At 36.5% G+C, this 18,960-nt stretch carries 17 protein-coding genes; 16 read left to right on the top strand and 1 reads right to left on the bottom strand.

All coding sequences use genetic code 11. The features are described from left to right. The first annotated feature begins 475 nt into the window (after nucleotides 1–475). The 6 genes from IV57_RS04435 (at nucleotide 476) to IV57_RS04410 (ending at nucleotide 7,848) form a co-directional block, all read left to right on the top strand. The gene (locus tag IV57_RS04435; RefSeq protein ID WP_057880300.1) at nucleotides 476–1,699 is read left to right on the top strand and encodes a C39 family peptidase; all 1,224 of its coding nucleotides are present in this window, start codon (nucleotides 476–478) and stop codon (nucleotides 1,697–1,699) included. Between the two features lie 10 nt (nucleotides 1,700–1,709). Further along, complete coding sequence (locus IV57_RS04430; protein ID WP_057880299.1) at nucleotides 1,710–3,185, top strand: peptidoglycan-binding protein; 1,476 nt, start codon at nucleotides 1,710–1,712, stop codon at nucleotides 3,183–3,185. A gap of 271 nt (nucleotides 3,186–3,456) precedes the next feature. Next, nucleotides 3,457–5,430 carry an elongation factor G gene (locus IV57_RS04425; protein WP_057880298.1) on the top strand — a complete coding sequence of 658 codons (1,974 nt, stop codon included), beginning with the start codon at nucleotides 3,457–3,459 and terminating at the stop codon, nucleotides 5,428–5,430. An 18-nt stretch (nucleotides 5,431–5,448) separates the two neighbouring features. Beyond that, the gene (locus IV57_RS04420) at nucleotides 5,449–6,093 is read left to right on the top strand and encodes an ABC transporter ATP-binding protein (RefSeq protein WP_057880297.1); all 645 of its coding nucleotides are present in this window, start codon (nucleotides 5,449–5,451) and stop codon (nucleotides 6,091–6,093) included. Continuing rightward, nucleotides 6,086–6,859, top strand: coding sequence for an ABC transporter permease (locus tag IV57_RS04415; protein ID WP_057880296.1), 774 nt, complete (start codon nucleotides 6,086–6,088; stop codon nucleotides 6,857–6,859). The genes IV57_RS04420 and IV57_RS04415 overlap by 8 nt, the downstream gene beginning before the upstream one ends. Before the next feature lie 71 nt (nucleotides 6,860–6,930). After that, a complete protein-coding gene (locus IV57_RS04410; RefSeq protein ID WP_057880295.1) occupies nucleotides 6,931–7,848 on the top strand; it encodes a Ppx/GppA phosphatase family protein in 918 nt (305 codons plus the stop codon). Nucleotides 7,849–7,854: 6 nt separating this feature from the next. On the opposite strand, the gene IV57_RS04405 is transcribed toward IV57_RS04410, so the two are convergent. Further along, nucleotides 7,855–8,361, bottom strand: coding sequence for a YbhB/YbcL family Raf kinase inhibitor-like protein (locus IV57_RS04405; protein ID WP_057880294.1), 507 nt, complete (start codon nucleotides 8,359–8,361; stop codon nucleotides 7,855–7,857). Nucleotides 8,362–8,392: 31 nt separating this feature from the next. Here IV57_RS04405 and IV57_RS04400 point away from each other — a divergent pair, with 31 nt between their 5' ends. The 10 genes from IV57_RS04400 to IV57_RS04355 all read left to right on the top strand — a co-directional run bounded on the left by IV57_RS04400 (nucleotide 8,393) and on the right by IV57_RS04355 (nucleotide 18,817). Further along, nucleotides 8,393–9,349 (top strand): hypothetical protein, encoded by a 957-nt coding sequence (locus IV57_RS04400; RefSeq protein WP_057880293.1) that lies wholly within the window; start codon nucleotides 8,393–8,395, stop codon nucleotides 9,347–9,349. Nucleotides 9,350–9,372: 23 nt separating this feature from the next. Then, on the top strand, nucleotides 9,373–10,074 hold the full coding sequence (locus IV57_RS04395; RefSeq protein ID WP_057880404.1) for an NAD-dependent protein deacylase: 702 nt from the start codon (nucleotides 9,373–9,375) through the stop codon (nucleotides 10,072–10,074). Between the two features lie 50 nt (nucleotides 10,075–10,124). After that, complete coding sequence (gene metG / locus IV57_RS04390; RefSeq protein ID WP_057880292.1) at nucleotides 10,125–12,143, top strand: methionine--tRNA ligase; 2,019 nt, start codon at nucleotides 10,125–10,127, stop codon at nucleotides 12,141–12,143. Beyond that, nucleotides 12,143–12,904 (top strand): TatD family hydrolase, encoded by a 762-nt coding sequence (locus IV57_RS04385; RefSeq protein ID WP_057880291.1) that lies wholly within the window; start codon nucleotides 12,143–12,145, stop codon nucleotides 12,902–12,904. The genes metG and IV57_RS04385 overlap by 1 nt, the downstream gene beginning before the upstream one ends. 2 nt (nucleotides 12,905–12,906) lie before the next feature. Further along, nucleotides 12,907–13,482, top strand: coding sequence for a ribonuclease M5 (gene rnmV / locus IV57_RS04380; RefSeq protein WP_057880290.1), 576 nt, complete (start codon nucleotides 12,907–12,909; stop codon nucleotides 13,480–13,482). Then, entirely contained in the window at nucleotides 13,469–14,350 is an 882-nt protein-coding gene (gene rsmA, locus IV57_RS04375) for a 16S rRNA (adenine(1518)-N(6)/adenine(1519)-N(6))-dimethyltransferase RsmA (RefSeq protein ID WP_057880289.1), read from the top strand. The genes rnmV and rsmA overlap by 14 nt, the downstream gene beginning before the upstream one ends. Before the next feature lie 75 nt (nucleotides 14,351–14,425). Further along, on the top strand, nucleotides 14,426–14,716 hold the full coding sequence (locus tag IV57_RS04370) for a Veg family protein (protein ID WP_057880288.1): 291 nt from the start codon (nucleotides 14,426–14,428) through the stop codon (nucleotides 14,714–14,716). 800 nt (nucleotides 14,717–15,516) lie between these two features. Beyond that, nucleotides 15,517–16,359 (top strand): pur operon repressor, encoded by an 843-nt coding sequence (gene purR, locus IV57_RS04365; RefSeq protein WP_057880287.1) that lies wholly within the window; start codon nucleotides 15,517–15,519, stop codon nucleotides 16,357–16,359. 74 nt (nucleotides 16,360–16,433) lie between these two features. After that, nucleotides 16,434–17,822, top strand: a complete 1,389-nt coding sequence (gene glmU, locus IV57_RS04360; RefSeq protein ID WP_057880286.1) for a bifunctional UDP-N-acetylglucosamine diphosphorylase/glucosamine-1-phosphate N-acetyltransferase GlmU — start codon at nucleotides 16,434–16,436, stop codon at nucleotides 17,820–17,822. 14 nt (nucleotides 17,823–17,836) lie between these two features. Next, nucleotides 17,837–18,817 (top strand): ribose-phosphate diphosphokinase, encoded by a 981-nt coding sequence (locus IV57_RS04355; protein ID WP_057880285.1) that lies wholly within the window; start codon nucleotides 17,837–17,839, stop codon nucleotides 18,815–18,817. Nucleotides 18,818–18,960: the final 143 nt, after the last annotated feature.

Below are 18,960 nucleotides of genomic sequence, written 5' to 3'. Positions count from 1 at the left end.
ATGGCCTGTTTGTTCTGAGCGGAAAGAGCTATGTTATGTTTCACGTTTATGCTGCATGTTTAAGTAAAAAGGCAGTTATGTCCCAAACTCCTATTTGTTTTGTTTATTTCAAGCATATCCTACTTTGATTTTGAAATAATACTAAAATAAAACAAATAACTTAGCTTGAAACAAAAACCGCAATTGGCTCAGTATTGAAATTGTTCTAAGTGGGGAATTTACTTAGAACAAAGCCGAACTAGAGGCCTTTTGGAATAAAATATTTTTAGTCGTACCCATCAGATTCCGGTCTAATTTCGATTTTTATAGCAGGTGGAAGGGAACCACTAATCAAATAAAATCATTAATTTCAAAAATTATTTAGAAATATTACGAGAATGATTTTCAAAGCAATGAATAATAAAAATGGTTATTTATTTAATATTGATATTTAAATAAAGGTACATCATAATTGTTCCTTGGAAGGGGAAAATTTATGGGGTTAAAATACAAATTACTTTACGCAACAATTCTTGCATCAAGCTGTTTCTTTTCAACGAGTTACGTTGTTAAAGCTGATCAAGTTAACGTCAACGTGGAGTCAAACGATAGTCAGAACACAAAGACTGACACACAAAATGCGTTAGACACCGCCGACACTGATTCACAAGTAACGACAAAGGATAATTCAACTGAAGTCGATAGTGAAAAGTCACCTGATCAGACAACTGATCAAGTACAAACTGATCCGACACAAGTTCAAGATGCACAGACAACTGATAATAATCAAGTAATCAATAATGAAGCTATTGATGGAGTTTATACAACTGGTAATCAATTGGTATCGTTATATAATGCTGATGGCAGTAAGGTTATGGATCGTGGTTTAAGTGCTAATAGTGCTTGGTATACCGATACGCGGAATACGATGACTGACGGTTCTACCTATTATCGAGTTTCAACGACAGAATTTGTCAACGGTAAGGATGGTTCATATCAATCATATGTTCAACCTTATCAAGGGGATGCCACTATTGTTTACAAGACTGGTTCCAGTGCGCATTCATTTCAGGGTTATGGTAATAAAGCCGTTTATACTGGTGAAAATTTACCAACTGGTAGTAGTTGGAAAGTCAGTAACCATGCATTGATTGGGGGCAAGGATTGGTACCAAATTGGTGTTAATACTTGGGTTCCACAAGATTATGTAGTTATTAATAACGGTCAATATAAGGATGCTGACTGGATCACTGGTGTGCCTTTGATTGCTCAACGTCCAGAATTGCCTAATGGTTGTGAAATTACAGCTGTGACAATGATGATGCAATATGCTGGTGCTAAGGTCGATAAGATGGAAATGGCTCGTGAAATGCCACGTAGCAGTAATCCAAATTATGGTTATATTGGTCAACCATGGGATTCAACTGGAATTACTATTTTTCCATCAGCTTTGATGAGCTTAGTTGAACAATATGTAGGTACAGCTAAAGACCTAACTGGTCAAAATTTTGATGCTATCAAATATCAAATTAACCTTGGCCATCCAGTTGTTACTTGGAATACTTTATACGGTTTTCCATATCATGCTTTAACAGTGACTGGTTACGACAAGAATTATGTTTACTATAATGATTGCTGGACTGATCAAACGTTACAAATGGGAATTAATCAATTTATAGATAATTGGAACACGCAAAATAGACGTGCAATAAGTTATTAGGGGAAATTAAATGAATAAGAAGTCAAAATTAGTTTTTATTTGTGGACTAGCTTTAGCAATGATGACTGTCGCTACAGAACAAACAGTTAAAGCTGATACTGCTACTGATGCACAAGTTCAAACTGTTGATACGGATGTACAAAATACACAAGCTATTTCACAGGCCACACAAAGTACACCCGTTCAAACACAAACAACTCAAGATGCACAAGTAACTACAACACAAGAGGATACTCAACAACCAGTTCAACAAGCTGCTGCCCAACAAGCAACTGATGTTGCTACAACTAACGCTGCGGCTGAACAAGCTACAACGGATACAACTGCGGCAAGTATTTCTCAAGTTAAGGGAGTAGTTACAACTGGTGATCATTTTGCTCTACTTTATAAACAAGACGGTTCACAAGTTGCTGATCGTGCCCTTGCTGCTAATACTCCTTGGTTAACTGATGAAAAATTAGCTTATAACGGTGGTACCTACTACCGTGTTTCTACAGAAGAATTTGTTAAGGGTAGCGATGTTACTTTAGATTATGGTGTTTCATCAGACGGAATTGTCCGTGTTACACAAAATGGTGCCGTTAACTATACTCGTAATGAAACTGGATTTGTAAAGAGTGGTCAACCTAATTTTGGAGCTAACTCAGTTTGGAAATACAGTCGTTTAGATAATAGTAATGATAAAACATTCTATCAAATTGGTAACAACACTTGGGTCAACAGTGATGATTCAACAACTGCTCCGGCTTACCAAAATCCAAATGGTTGGTTACAGATTCAAAATACTCAAATTCAACCTGGTGGCGGTGCCGTCGGATATGAACTTTACAATGGTGTTGAAGGAATCAAAACTTGGCTTGTTAGAAGATACTTTGGTTATTCAAACGTTCATACTGTTTATGATGGTTCTGTAGCTGCAAGTGTTCGTTCACTTCAAGCTCGCAAAGGTCTACCTGTAACTGGAAATGTTGATTTGGCTACATGGAAAGCTATGGGCTTTGTTGAAAGCACATGGTATGGTATTGATTCATACGTTGCTCCATTACAAACAAATATTACAAGTAGTCGTTCAGACCATATTGAAGCTATGATCAACCAAGCATACAAGTATATTGGTCAATCATGGATTACTGGTGCAGCTAGTTCACCTGATTATGGGGTTGACTGTTCTGGTCTAGTTACACAAGCACTTTATGCCTCAGGTGTTGATTCAGCTCCAATTACAGCGATTCAACATGCTCAACCAGGTAACGAATGGAATAGTCGCGATTACTGGGCTGACGAAAGAATTCCTCATGTTAACTTCAATGATCGTCAAAGAGGAGATTTGATTTTCTTCACAGACCCTTCAACTGGAATTATTTGGCATGTTGGTATTCTTTTGGATCCATCAACAATGATCGAATCATGGCCATTTGCTGTTCAAGTACACTCAATTTATGGTGGTCGTGGAAACATTGCTGGTGTAAAACGTGTCTTTTCATAATTAGATAGTTAAAAAATACTGTCTGGTATAAAAATCAAAATTTAACTGAATTGATTTCGATCTTTATTAAATTACTTTATGACAAATTAAAAGTGCTGATCCTTTATTGGGGTTAGCACTTTTTTATTTAAATTATTTATCAAGAAATCATTAAAAGGCGATGGGTTCAAAGTTGTGCTGATCCAATCGATATGTCTATAAGTTGAATGCCACGACAGATTCACTTAGAATATAAACATGTTAAACAGGAACTTGAGAGGGGATATTAATTATGAAACACATCGTAGCAGGAATCGTGGCCCATGTTGATGCTGGTAAAACAACACTTTCAGAAGCTTTGCTGTATCAAGCTGGTGGTTTGCGAAAACTGGGACGTGTAGATAACGGTGATGCTTTTCTTGATCCTGACGCTTTAGAAAAAAGACGAGGGATCACTATCTTTTCTCATCAAGCTAGTTTACAGTATCAAAATTTAGAATTGACCTTATTGGATACACCGGGACATGTTGATTTCGCTTCACAGACGGAACAAGTTTTGAGTGTTTTAGATTATGCCATTTTAGTTATTTCGGCGACTGATGGGGTGCAAGGTTATACGCGGACTTTGTGGCGATTACTAAAACATTACCAAGTACCAACGTTTATTTTTGTTAACAAAATGGATGCTAGTGGTGTCGATAAACAACAGGTCATCCAGCAATTACAGACACTGCTTTCTCCAGGCTGTATTGTCTTTGGTAATGGAGAAACAACTGAAATACCAGAAGAGTCTTATGAAGAAATTGCTATGCAAAATGATGCGGTTTTGGAAGACTTTTTAACCACTGGGGAAATTGCTGATGAGACAATTCAGACAATGATTCAACATCGGGAAATTTTCCCATGCTATTTTGGTTCGGCTTTAAAAATTTCCGGTGTTGAAAGTTTCTTAGATGGAATAGAGCAATGGGCTAATGAACCTAAGCATAAAATTGACTTTGGTGCGCAAGTATTCAAAATTTCTCATGATGAAAAAGGTGAACGTTTAACTTGGGTTCGAGTAACTGGTGGTATTTTGAAAACTAAAGCAGTTTTGGTCGATGAACAAAAGGTCAACCAATTAAGGGTTTATAACGGATCCAAATATGAGGTTGTTCCAGAAATACCAGCTGGTGGTGTTTGTGCAGTTACAGGATTGACGCAAACACGTCCTGGACAAGGTCTAGGCAAAGAAAGCACCGCTGAAAAAGCAACGATTCAACCAGTATTGAACTATGCTCTTGATCCTAAGGGAAATGATATTCACGTTTGTTTGACCGCTCTGAAACAATTGGAAGATGAAGATCCCCAATTGCATGTGTCGTGGTCAGAACATTTACAGGAGTTGCGGGTTCAAATCATGGGAGAGGTTCAATTGGAAATTTTACAACAATTACTTTTCGATCGATTTGATTTAGAGGTTAGTTTTGGAGAAGGGAGTATTCTCTACAAAGAAACAGTTACTGAGGCGGTTGAAGGAGTCGGACATTTTGAACCATTGCGTCATTATGCCGAGGTACATTTATTATTACAACCAACCGCTCTGGGTACAGGAATAACTTTTGAGTCTAAGTGTATGTTGGATGTTTTGGGCCGTAATTGGCAGCATCAGGTGGAAACTAATATCAGTTCTAAGGAACATTTGGGTGTGTTAACAGGTTCACCAATCACGGATATAAAAATTAGCCTAGTTAGCGGCAAAGCTAGCAATGTCCATTCAGTCGGTGGAGATTTCCGGGAAGCCACTTGGCGAGCTGTTAGACAGGGATTGATGATGGCAAAAACTCAAGATGCTTGTCAATTATTAGAACCTTGGTATAAATTTCGTTTGGAAGTGGGCCAAGATCAGGTTGGTCGGGCTATGAATGATATTCAAAAAATGAGCGGCAGCTTTGATACTCCAGAAGTGTCAGCTCAAGTTGGTTCCAATTTGGGAACAACTATTTTGACGGGGACAGCACCTGTTTCGGAAATGCAAGGTTACTCACAGGCAGTTAATGCGTATACACATGGTCAAGGGCAGTTGGAATGTCTTGTTGACGGATACCTACCATGTCACAATGCAACTGAGATCGTTGAGAAATATCAATATGATCCAGTTTCGGATTTGGAAAACACCCCCGATTCAGTCTTCTGTGCTCATGGTGCTGGTTATCCAGTCAAATGGGATGAAGTACCGCAGATGGCACATGTTCCATATCAAACTAATCTGGAAAGATTACTGTAAATAAATTGAGGTATAACTGTGGATAAAATATTTGAAGTAAGAGATTTGTCTTATCAAGTTGGCGAAACAAAAATTTTGAAGCACATTAATTTAGATATTGAAAAAGGAAAATATTTGACTGTAATTGGTCCGTCGGGTAGTGGTAAGAGTACACTGATGCGTATTTTAGCATCAATGATCAGTGCCACTTCAGGAGAAGTTCTTTTTAACGGTCAAGCAATTGAAAAATTCGAATCGATTGAATATCGGCAAAAAGTTTCTTACGCATTTCAACAGCCAACTTTATTTGGTAAAACGGTTAAGGATAATCTAGCTTTTCCGTTTGAAGTTCGTAAAAAGGATTTTGATCAAGCCCAAGTTATTAGTTATTTGGAAATGGTTAATTTGAATGAGACTTATATTGATAAGAGTGTGAATGATGTCTCAGGTGGGGAAAAACAGCGGATTGCCTTGTTGAGAAATTTACTTTTTCCACCAGAAGTGTTGATAACCGATGAAGTTACTGCTGGATTGGATACTGAAAATAAGGCAATTGTGCATAAAATGTTAAATGAATTTAATCAACGTGGCTTAACAATTCTTCGGGTTACTCACGATGAGTCAGAGATAAATGAGGCAACCGCTAAAATTGAAATAAGAAATGGGGAAATGGCGCATGACTAATTTGACAGTTTCTAATTCAACTTTGGCATTAGGGTTCATTTTGGTTTTAGTAGCTTTGATTATTGGTTATGTAGAAAAGTTACATATTGATAAAGATATTATTATCGGTGTTATTCGTGCCGTGATTCAGCTTTCTTTAGTTGGATATGTTTTAAAATTTGTCATCAAGGCAAATGATAATTGGTTGACCTTGGCCTGCTTTATCATCATCGTCTTGAATGCTTCATGGAATGCTGGCAAACGTGGCAATGGTATTCCTAAGGCCTTTCAATCGTCTTTATTGGCAATTTTTGTTGGTACGACGATTACATTGGCGACTTTGGTCTTAACGGGATCAATTAAATTCGTTCCTGAGCAAATCGTGCCAGTTACGGGAATGATTGCTAGTAATATTATGGTGGCAATTGGTTTATGCTATCGAAATATGAAACAAACCTTTACTGATCGCCATCAACAAGTTTTGGAAAAATTAGCATTGGGTGCAGATATTAAGTTAGCCTCACTTGATATTTTACGTGACAGTATCAAAAGCGGTATGCAACCAACGATTGATTCAATAAAAACCTTGGGTCTAGTCAGTCTTCCAGGGATGATGTCAGGTTTGATTTTTGCAGGAGTAGATCCAGTTAAAGCCATTAAATATCAGATCATGGTAACTTTTATGTTGCTGGCATCAACGAGTATTGGTTCGATAATTTCCTGTTATTTAGGCTATAAACAATTCTTTAATGGACGTAAACAATTAAATAATGAATTAATTTCTTAGCTTTCTTCAAATAGACCTACTATGTAGGTCTATTTTTTTATATAATTGGTACAATGGGATGTGATGTAGATTTGAAGTTAGCAGTTATAGAAATTGGATCTAACTCCATTAGAACATCAGTGTATAAATCTTCAAAAAAGAATCGTTTTAAAACTTTGGATCGTTGGCGTGAGCCCGTTAGACTTGGAAAATCAATCGCTCAGAGTCGACTTTTGACCAATGATCAAATTGAAGAGACAGTTGATGTTTTAAAAAAATTTCAAATAAGAATCGAAAGATACGACGTCGATCAAACTAGTTTGATTGCAACGGCAGCTGTTAGAATGGCTAAAAATCAAGATCAATTGATTTTTGCTGTTTTGAAAGAAACTGGTTTGCAATTAGAAATCATTAATGAACAGGAAGAAGCATATTACGATTACGTGGCTGTCAGAAGCACCATGCGAATCCAAGATGCTTTGATAGTTGATGTTGGTGGTGGTAGTAGTGAGATCAGTTTGGCTAAAAAGGGTCGTCTCAAACATGGCCTAAGTATTCCCATCGGAGCTATTTCGATTTCAGATTTGTATTTAGCGAGTGATCCAATCAAAGAAAACCAATTAAAAGCAGCACGAAAAGATATCAGTCAACGATTAGAAAGTTTAGCTTGGATGAGTGCACCAGCTAATTTTGTTGGATTGGGTGGAACTTTGCGCGCTGTCACTAGTATTTTGAATCGTGAGGGTAAACGAAAAAAGACCTTACACAATTCGGTCATTTCGCGTGACCAAATTGATGAGTTATTTGATCAATTGATTCATTCTTCATTGGAAGAACGTAGTCAGATCAAGGAATTGAGTGATGGAAGATATGAGGTGATTTTAGGTGGTATTTTGATCATTTCTGAAATCATCAAAAAAACCCCCTCTAAGGAAATTCGCTTTTCGAATTTCGGTGTTAGAGAAGGTTATGTCTTCAATTATTTTCACAAAATGAATCTTCAAGACTAAGGATAATTAAGCACGACTTGGTAGGGTCTTTTTGGCGGTTGCTAAAATATGACCATCCATTTTATGTAATAGATCATTCATCCAAAAACCATTTTCCAAATCAAGATTATCATCTAGAGCAAATGCCTTGAGTACATAATCATGGATTTGATCTGGTGGATTGGGTCCATTGTAACCAATGGCTACGTCTTTAGAACCATCAAATAATGGACTTGCAGAACTGTTTTTACCTTGAACAATTGGGGCTGTGGCAGTTTGACTGAAGTTTTCAGGTATTTCAACTTGAGAGCTAGGAATATTTGCGGCAGTCCAATGAATCCATTCAAAACCACAAACTGGAATTGAATCGGGGTCAGTAAAGATCAAAGCAATTGTTTTTGCATCTGCCGGAATATCTGATAATTTAATTGGGAAGCTGATAATAGGTTTCCCATTTTTTATATCATTGGCAGCAGCGTGTTTTCCGTATTTGTCTGGTAACAAATTGTTTGAAAGAGCAACTGATATTTTCATACAAAAATCTCCTTTATATGAGGTGTTAATAATGAAACAATTAAATAATAATGAATTGTCTGACCATATTGTAAAACAGGTCGAAAAGATTGAACAACAATATAATAAAAAAATTGTAATGTATTCGGACTATTCTGATCAAGATGTTTTAACTCTTGATCAAGCCGATCATGAGATCAAAAATGATCAAATTAAAATAATTATTACTAATGAAAAATATAGCGATTTTGTTTTAGCGCATGAATTACATCATATTGAATTAGAATTATCTGACGAGCCAAGTATTTCTTGTGCCTTAACGACTAACAAGGGTGAGCTAGATGGTCGAATTTTATCGATTGCCAACTCCATTTTCGAAACATTGGAACATGTGACCGTTTTGAAGATGCAAAAAGAAGATGGAACTTATAACGCAGAAACTAAGGCAGCCTATTTGGAAGGTGTAAACCGAGCTGTTCGTCCAAATGTACAGTTAGATTTGGCAAATATGCGCTTCTACCGTACTTTAATTATGTTTGACGGTATGATCTTCGGAGAGCATGAAGATGACGCAGACTGGCAAAATGAGTTCTCTACGTCGTATAAATATGCTAAGAAGTTAGTTGAAATTGCCGAGAGCAATGATTTGACGGTACCATTCCAATTTAGACGTGCTTTGATCAATGCTTTGGATGCCTATAATGAAATAATTATTTCTAATGGTTATCAAGGACTACATTTCCATACCTTCTTGAATATCACACCGGTCATTTCAAAACGTCAATTACGCTTGTCATTGGATCAGGTCTATCAAATCAAGCATTCTGAGTACAAAAACCGCGCCACACAACGAGATGGTTTTGCTTTGATTGGAATCAACGATGGTCAAAGTGTCGCAACTTTGAATCTTGATCCAACTAAAGTTACCCCTGAATTTTACAAAGCCTTTTATCAATACACGGTTGATGATGTATTTAAACAAGAAGCTATTAAATATTTGATCAGATAGAGGTAAAGTTTATGTCCGATAAAATCGAAGAGTTTAAGGCCTTGCTAGCGCAAGCTAAATTTGTAACTTTTCTAACTGGTGCTGGCGTATCTGTACCATCAGGAATACCTGATTATCGTTCGAAGAATGGACTTTATAAACGTAAAAAATACAATTTTCCACCAGAATATATGTTGAGCCACGACAATTTAGTTCAACATCCTGATATTTTTCATGACTTTGTAGTTCACAATATGTACTTTCCGGAAGCCCAACCAAATATTATTCATCAAAAAATGGCTGAGATCAGTAATCAAAAGGGTGCCATAGTCACTCAGAATGTTGATAAATTACACACTAAAGCTGGAGCAAAGAACGTTGTAGAATTCCATGGGAATCTATACGATAATATTCACTGTTTAACTTGTGGTCAGGAGTTTACTTATCAATCATACCTAAAAGACTTCAGACATCATGAAGACGACGGGATTATTCGTCCGGGGACGACAGTTTTATATGGTGAGAATATTGATCCAGTCAATTTTCAGAGGGCTGCTTTAGTGGTTCAAAAGGCGGATTTATTAGTAGTCGTTGGTACGAGCTTTAAGGTTTATCCTTTCGCAGGTTTGTTAGAGTACAGTTCGCCAGAAGCTAAATTAGTAGTCATTAATAAAGAAGATTTAAACATTGATTCGTCGATTCTAGCAATTGATGACGATGCTATGAACGTTTTTTCACAATTATAAAAAAATGCTATACTTAATATCAATTTAGAAGCGGTGGAGGTTAATATATTTTGACTGAAGAGAAAAAAACTTTTTACATTACAACACCCATTTATTATCCATCAGGAAAATTAACAATTGGGAACTCATATACAACGATTGCAGCGGACACATTGGCTCGTTACAAGCGTAATGAAGGCTACGACGTTTTCTTCCTAACGGGAACTGACGAACATGGTCTTAAGATTGAGGAAAAGGCTGAAGAAAAGCACATGCAACCTCAAGAATACGTTGACATGATGGCTAAAGGTATCAAGGAGCTTTGGAAGAAGTTAGATATTTCTAATGACAAGTTCATTCGTACAACTGATGATTATCACGTTAAAGCTGTTCAAAACATCATTGAACGTTTAATTAAACAAGGTGATATTTACTTGGGTGAATATGCTGGTTGGTATTCAGTTGATGATGAAGAATACTTTACTGAATCACAATTAGCTGAGGTTTACCATGATAAAGACGGTAACGTTAGTGGTGGTAAAGCTCCGTCAGGTCACGAAGTTGAACTAGTTAAAGAACCTTGTTACTTCTTTAAGATGAGCAAGTATGCTGATCGTTTATTGAAGTATTATAATGACAATCCAACTTTCATCGAGCCAGAGATTCGTAAAAACGAAATGATCAATAACTTTATCAAACCGGGTCTTGAAGATTTGGCTATTTCAAGAACTAGTTTTAACTGGGGTGTCAAAATTCCAAGTAATCCTGAACATGTGGTTTATGTTTGGATCGATGCTTTGTTGAACTATATTACTGCCTTAGGTTATGAAAGTGACGACGATTCTTTGTTCAAGAAATACTGGCCAGCTAATGTACAATTTGTTGGTAAAGAAATCGTACGTTTCCATACTATTTATTGGCCAATTATTTTGATGGCTTTAGGCGTGGAATTACCTAAACAAGTTTTCGGCCACGGTTGGTTGTTAATGAAAGACGGTAAAATGTCTAAATCTAAGGGTAATGTAGTTTATCCTGAAATGTTAGTTTCAAGATATGGACTTGATTCACTTCGTTATTACTTAATGCGTGCTATGCCATTTGGTAATGATGGAGTCTTCACTCCTGAGGATTACGTCGACAAGATTAACTATGATCTAGCCAATGATTTGGGTAACTTGTTGAACAGAACTATTTCAATGATCAACAAATATGATGCTGGTAAAGTAGTTTCAATTGCGGCTGTAACTGATCTCGATAAAGATCTTGAAAAATCATATGCTGATACCTTAACGGATTACCGTGATCATATGGATAAGTTTGAATTCCCAGATGCCTTAGCTAGTGTTTGGGCCTTCATTAGTCGAGCTAACAAGTATATTGATGAAACACAACCTTGGGTTCTTGCTAAAGATGAAAGTAAGAAGGCTGAATTACAAGCAGTTCTTGGTCATTTAGCAGAATCACTCCGTTTGATTGCCTTGTTGATCAGTCCAGTTATGACACAATCTCCAGTTAAGATGTTTGCTCAACTTGGTCTTGATTATGACAATGACAAGTCCCTAGAATTTGGTGACACAGTGGTTGGTAAAACAGTTACTGCTAAACCAGAACCAATCTTCCCACGTCTAGACGCTGAAGAAGAAGTTAACTACATCAAGGGTAAGATGGCTGAAGAACAAGCTAAACACGGTGCTGGTAAGTTGAGCAAATCCGCTCAAGCTAAAGCCAAGGCTCAAAAAGAATCAGACGATGGTTTCCCTAAGGAAATTGAATTTGATGATTTTGAAAAAGTTAAGATGGTCGTAACTGAGATTCTTGACGTTAAGCCAGTTGAAAATTCAAGCAAGCTATTACAATTTAAACTTGATGATGGTTCAGGAGTTGATCGTCAAATTCTTTCAGGGATGCACAAATTCTATCCTGATTATGAAAAATTAGTTGGTAAAAAGGTCCTAGCTGTTGTTAACTTGAAACCACGTAAGATGGTTGGCGAATGGAGTAACGGAATGTTACTTTCAACTGAAATGGGTGATGAAGTAAAACTAGCCATTGTTGATAATTCACACAAAAATGGAGCTATTTTAGGATAATGAAAATTTTTGATACTCATACACATTTAAATGACGAAGCATTTGCTGGTAAAACCCAACAATACATTGATAATGCTAAAGAATTAGATGTTGATGAAATGGCAATTATTGGTTCCAACGAAGCTTTCAATATTGAAGCAATTCGTTTGGCTCAAAATTACCAACCATTACATGCGGTTATCGGTTGGCATCCAGAATTCGTTGAAGAATATAACGAAGAACAATTAGTTAATCAAATCAAATTACCAGAAGTAGTAGGAATTGGTGAAATTGGACTCGATTATCATTGGGAAGAAGATCCTGACCCTAAGATTCAACAAAAGGTCTTGATACAACAGCTAGATGTTGCTCAACAATACAATATGCCAGTGTCTATTCACTGTCGGGATGCTTTTGACGATATGTATCAGATCTTAAAAAATCATGATATGTCAAAGTCCGGAATTATCATGCATAGTTTTAATGGTAATCTTGATTGGCTCAATAAGTTTTTAGATTTGGGCCTATGGATTTCATATAGTGGAGTAGTTTCCTTCAAAAATGCTCCTGAGGTTCAAGAGTCAGCTAAGAATACACCACTTGATCGCCTATTGGTTGAAACTGATGCTCCATATTTAACACCTGAACCATATCGTGGTCGACCTAATCAACCCGCTTATACCAGATATGTGGTCGATGCGATTGCTAAATATAAAGGGATTACACCTGACGAAGTTGCTGAACATACTTTTAACAATGCTCACCAAGTGTATAATCTATAACTATGACGAAAATAAAAGAAATTATTGTAGTAGAGGGTAAGTCAGACACCAATCGTTTAAAAGATTGTTTCGGTGATGTCGATACAATTGAAACGACTGGTTCGGCACTTGATAAAGAAACAGTTGAACAAATTAAAATTGCTAATGAAAAACGCGGGGTTATTATTTTTACTGATCCTGATTTCAATGGCAATCGCCTACGAACCATTATTCAAAAGGCAGTTCCTAATGCTAAACAAGCCTTTTTACCTAGAGATAAAGCAGTTCCCAAGCATAGTGATGGTAGTTTAGGAATTGAACATGCTCGAGATGAAGATATTAAGGCCGCTTTGCAAGCCGTTTATACGAGAACGGATCATGATTTTCAAAAATATGATCAAGATGATATGGTTGATTTAGGACTAGTAGGAGATCCCGATTCGCATCAGCGAAGATTGGCAGTCGGGGCGGAGTTGAAGATCGGTTATACAAATGCAAAACAATTTTTAAATCGATTAAATATGTTTCAGGTAGTCCCAAGTGATTTGGTGGCTGCAGTTAAAAATTTTGATGAAGGAAGTACTCATGACACAAACTAGATTAAGTATTGCTGATCCTATTCGTACCAATGATATTATGCGTAAATATAAATTACGTGCAAAAAAGAGTTTAGGACAAAACTTTTTAACTAATGAAACTGTTTTAGATAGTATTGTAGATGCAAGTGGTTTGAAATCCGATGAGATTGCTATTGAAATCGGGCCTGGTATCGGTGCTTTGACTGAAAAGTTATCGCAAGTTGCCGAAAAAGTTTTTGCGTTTGAAATTGATAAAGCCTTGATTCCTATCTTGGCTGACACATTACAGTATTACGACAATATTGAAGTGATCAATGAAGATATTCTAAAAGTTGATCTCGATAAATTTGTTGAAGAGAATGGATTACAAGGGAAGACCATCAAGGTTGTTGCTAATTTACCTTATTACATCACGACACCGATTATGTTGAACTTGATCAATAGTGATTATCCATTCCAATCCTTAGTTTTGATGATGCAAAAGGAAGTTGCCGAAAGAATCACTGCCAATCCGGGGCACAGATCATATGGTTCATTGACAATTGCCGTTCAAACACAGATGAATGCTAGAATTGACCGCATCGTTGGGAGTAAATCATTTATTCCTAGACCTAAAGTTGATTCAGCTGTAGCTGTTTTGGACCGTTTGCCCAAAGATCAAATCGACATTGAAGATCCAGTTTTCTTCAATACGTTGATTCGTTCTTCTTTCATGCAAAAGCGTAAGAACTTGATGAACAATTTATTAAATTGGCAAGGACGTACTGATGAAAATCGGGAAATGATCAAAGAAGTTTTTGAAAAATGTGGTATTGCTGAGAATGCGCGCGGCGAACAAGTTTCTATTCCACAATTTAAACAGTTAGCCGTAGAAATGAACAAAAAATAGATTATAATTATATTATTTTCTTGTAATTTTCAGTAAGACGTGGTAAAATTTCACTCCTAAGGAGTGATTATTATAATGCCAACATCATTGAACACAATTAAGAGTCGTTTGGATTCTCATTTAGGTGAGAATTTGACTATTGTTGCACAAGCAGGTCGTAAAAAGGTTGTCCGCCGTCGCGGAACATTATCTGAAACATTCCATTCCGTTTTCGTGGTCGATCTTGACCAAAATGAAAACTCATTTGAAAGAGTTTCATACAGCTATGCTGATCTACTAACAAAATCAATTGATATCCATTTCGATAGCGAAGAACCAGTTGAAGCCGAAACTGAAGATCCAGAAGTTGAAGCTGAAGCCGAATAATAAGCGTTCCTTACTGAGGGGGTTGAACATAATAGTTCAAGCCTCTTTTTTTTGTTCTATTGGGGCGAAAGTTAACGAAGTTGGCGTTAGGATTCCGCTCTCCGCAAGGAAGAAAAAATTGGCTGGAACATAGCGGGCACAACTTGAAGACTATCATCAATGCACAAGGCATTGACAATAGTCTTCAAGCTTGGCCTTTAACTAATTCGGCAAGGTTCGCCGAATAAGTTAAACTTCGCTATTGAGCCATTTTTTCTTCCTTGTTCCGAGCTAGTTGATTGGTTTCTATATTGTATAACCAGAAATTGTTTTTTATGTTACTGATTTTAAATAAATTTCTATTATTAAAATTTATCTTTCTAAGAATTAGTAAAAGCTTGTATTGAAAAAAATCAGTTAATATAAGCTTTTTGAGTTAAGAGCATGTTTTGAATTAACAAAATCAAATAGTCAAAGCGTTATATAGTCTGGAATAAAAATCGGAAATAAGCTCAGCTGTGGAATTCTACTTGGTCAGCCTCCGTACTTTGCTGGCTTAGTAGAAGGCTCGATTTCAAAACAACTCCGAACTTGAGTTGGTTCGAAACGATGCCCACAGCGTTCCAGCTTATTTCCGATTTTTGTGGAAGACGGAAAGTTAAGTTAACTTTCGTTCTAATCGAACTTGAGTAAGAATAGTATTTTTATGTATAAAAATACTAAAGTTTGGATAATGCTACATTTTACTTCCAAAAAAACATGAATTGTTCATTGTTTTGCTTTATAATCTTGTAGGAAGATATGTTTTAGGAGAAAAAAAGATGAAAACACGAAGAAGCGAACGTTTAATTGATATGACTCGCTATTTATTAGAACGACCACACACATTGATTTCATTGGCATATTTTGCCGATCGTTATGAATCAGCTAAGTCATCAATATCTGAGGATTTAGGTATTTTGAGAAGAACTTTTATGATTAGGGGTATTGGAGTTCTGGAGACATTGCCAGGTGCCGGTGGTGGTGTTATTTTTACACCGGGAATCTCTAAGAAGGAAGCTACTGAATTTATCGAAACGACTTCGAAAAAATTAGTTGCTCCAACAAGAATTTTGCCAGGTGGTTATTTGTATCTAACCGATTTATTGGCTGATCCTGAATTGTTGAGAACAATTGGTCGGATGATTGCTACACAGTATTCACAAAGCTCAATTGATGTCGTTATGACGGTGGCAACTAAGGGTATACCAATCGCCCAAAGCGTTGCTAATTTCTTGAATATTCCATTTGTGATCGTTCGTCGGGATTCAAAGATCACTGAAGGGTCAACGATTAGTGTTAACTATGCTTCAGGATCATCTGATCGAGTTGAAAAGATGGAACTTTCAAAACGTAGTTTGGATGAGGGTTCGAGAGTTTTAGTTGTTGATGATTTCATGAAGGGTGGCGGTACCATTAATGGTTTGCGCAGCTTGATCTCTGAATTCAACGCTATTTTTGTTGGTGCCACTGTTTTTGCTGAGAATATCAATATTCACAGTCAATTTGGTGATGGCGATATTACCTCGATCTTTAAAGTAACTAAAATTGATACACAGAACCGAATTTTGAACGTTGAACCAGGAAATTATTTAACTAATACCGATTTCAGTTATTTTGAATAAATTCTTGATTGAGCAGTCATATATAATAATGCTATTATATATAAGGATATTTGAATGACTGAAGGGAGTTTCTGATGTCGAATCGTTATGTAATAATTCTTGCAGCTGGAAAAGGTACAAGAATGAAGTCAAGATTGTACAAAGTATTGCATCCTGTTGCTGGTAGAGCCATGGTTGATCACGTTTTAACTCAAATTGAACAGATCAAACCTGATATGGTTGAAACTATTATTGGCAATGGTGCTGATAAAGTTAGAGATTTACTTGGTGATAGAACAAAGTATGCTTTACAATCTGAACAATTGGGTACAGGTCATGCTGTATTACAAGCTGAGCAGGATTTAGGTAATAAAGAAGGAATAACCTTAGTTGTTACTGGTGATACGCCTTTGTTTACTGCAAAAACTTTTGAAAATCTATTAGATTTTCATGAAAAAGAAGATGCAGCCGCTACAATTTTGACAGCTCACGCTGAGAATCCATTTGGTTACGGTCGTATTGTCCGTAATGATAATGGCAATGTTGAAAAAATTGTTGAACAAAAAGATGCTTCAAGAAGTGAACGAGAAATCCAAGAAATCAATACTGGTGTCTTGGTTTTCGATAATAAGTTACTATTTGAAAACTTGCATAAAGTTAAGAATGAGAATGCACAAGGTGAATATTATTTACCAGATGTAATTTCATTGCTTAAAGAACAAGGCGAAAAGGTTTCAGCTTATCAAATGGCTGATCTTAGTGAATCATTAGGTGTTAATGATCGTGTTGCCTTGTCACAAGCTGAAAAAATCATGCGTCGTCGAATCAATGAACAACATATGCGTGATGGCGTTACGATTGTTGACCCAGATAATACTTATATCGATGTTGATGTTGAAATTGGTAACGATACAGTTATCGAACCAAATGTAAAAATTTTTGGTAAGACAAGTATTGGCTCCGAGTGTATTATTGGTGCTGGCTCTAGAATCTCAGATTCTGAAATTCAAGATAATGTAGAAATTATTAGCTCTACAATTGAAAGTGCCGTTATGCATAAGGGTAGTAACATTGGCCCTAATTCTCATCTAAGACCCAAAGCAGAAATTGGCCGTGACGTTCATATCGGTAACTTCTGTGAAATTAAGAATGCTAAAATCGGTGATAGAACTAAAGTTGGTCATTTAACTTATGTTGGTGATGCTACTTTAGGAACTGATATCAATGTTGGCTGTGGAGTCGTCTTTGTAAACTATGATGGCGTTAAGAAGTGGCACAGTAATATTGGTGACCATTCATTTATTGGTAGCAATTCAAATATTATTGCTCCAGTTGAAATGTCTGATCATTCATTTATTGCCGCTGGTTCAACTGTTACAGATGATATTCCTAAGCATGCAATGGCTATTGCACGATCAAGACAAACAAATAAAGAAGATTTTTGGGATAGATTACCATTATCAAATAGTGAAGAATGGAAATAAGGGTGAATAATTAAATGTCATGTCAAAATAACGAACAACCAATGAAGATTTTCGCATTGAACTCAAACAAACCTTTAGCTGAAAAAATTGCTAAAGAAGTAGGCGTACCACTAGGTAAGTCATCAGTTACACGTTTCAGTGATGGTGAGATCCAAATTAATATCGACGAAAGTATTCGTGGTTCAGAAGTATTCTTGATTCAATCAACTTCAGCCCCAGTTAATGACAACTTGATGGAATTATTGATCATGGTTGATGCACTAAGACGTGCTTCAGCTAGTGTTATCAACGTTGTGATTCCATATTATGGTTATGCTAGACAAGATCGTAAATCACGTTCACGTGAGCCTATTACAGCTAAATTAGTTGCTAATATGTTACAACGTGCTGGTGTTGATCGCGTTCTTGCACTTGATCTTCATGCTGCACAAATCCAAGGATTCTTTGATATTCCAGTTGACCATTTAATGGGTGCCCCATTATTGGCTGATTATTTCTTATCAAATCATCTTGAAGAAGGCGCCGTTGTTGTTTCACCTGATCATGGTGGTGTAACGCGTGCCCGTAAACTTGCTGAATTCTTGAAGACACCAATTGCTATTATTGATAAACGTAGACCTCGTGCCAACGTTGCTGAAGTTATGAACATTATTGGTAATGTTCAAGGCAAACGTGCCATCATTATTGATGACATGATTGATACAGCTGGTACAATTTCATTAGCATCACAAGCACTTATCGATGCCGGTGCTACTGAAGTTTATGCATGTTGTACACACCCAATTCTTTCTGGTCCAGCTATCGAAAGAATTGAAGCTTCACCAATCAAAACTTTGGTTGTTACAGATTCAATCGATCTTCCTAAAGATAAAATTATCGGTAAAATGGTACAAGTTTCAGTTGGACCACTTATCGGTGAAGCTATCAAACGTGTTCACGACAATGAACCAGTTAGTCCATTGTTTAACACTCGTTTCGAAAGTAATAAAAACTAATTATTCTTAAAAATAATATCTAACCAAAATCAACAGATTATTTTGGTTAGATATTTTTGTTCTTACTCAAAAGTTTGGTTAGAGTGTAAGTCAACGAAGTTGTCATTATGCGGCCGTCTTCCGCTCGGCAATATCGGGGGACT

This window comes from Companilactobacillus kimchiensis, from assembly GCF_001438805.1.
Lineage (GTDB): Bacteria > Bacillota > Bacilli > Lactobacillales > Lactobacillaceae > Companilactobacillus > Companilactobacillus kimchiensis.
This window is presented reverse-complemented; position numbering and strand designations above follow the sequence as displayed.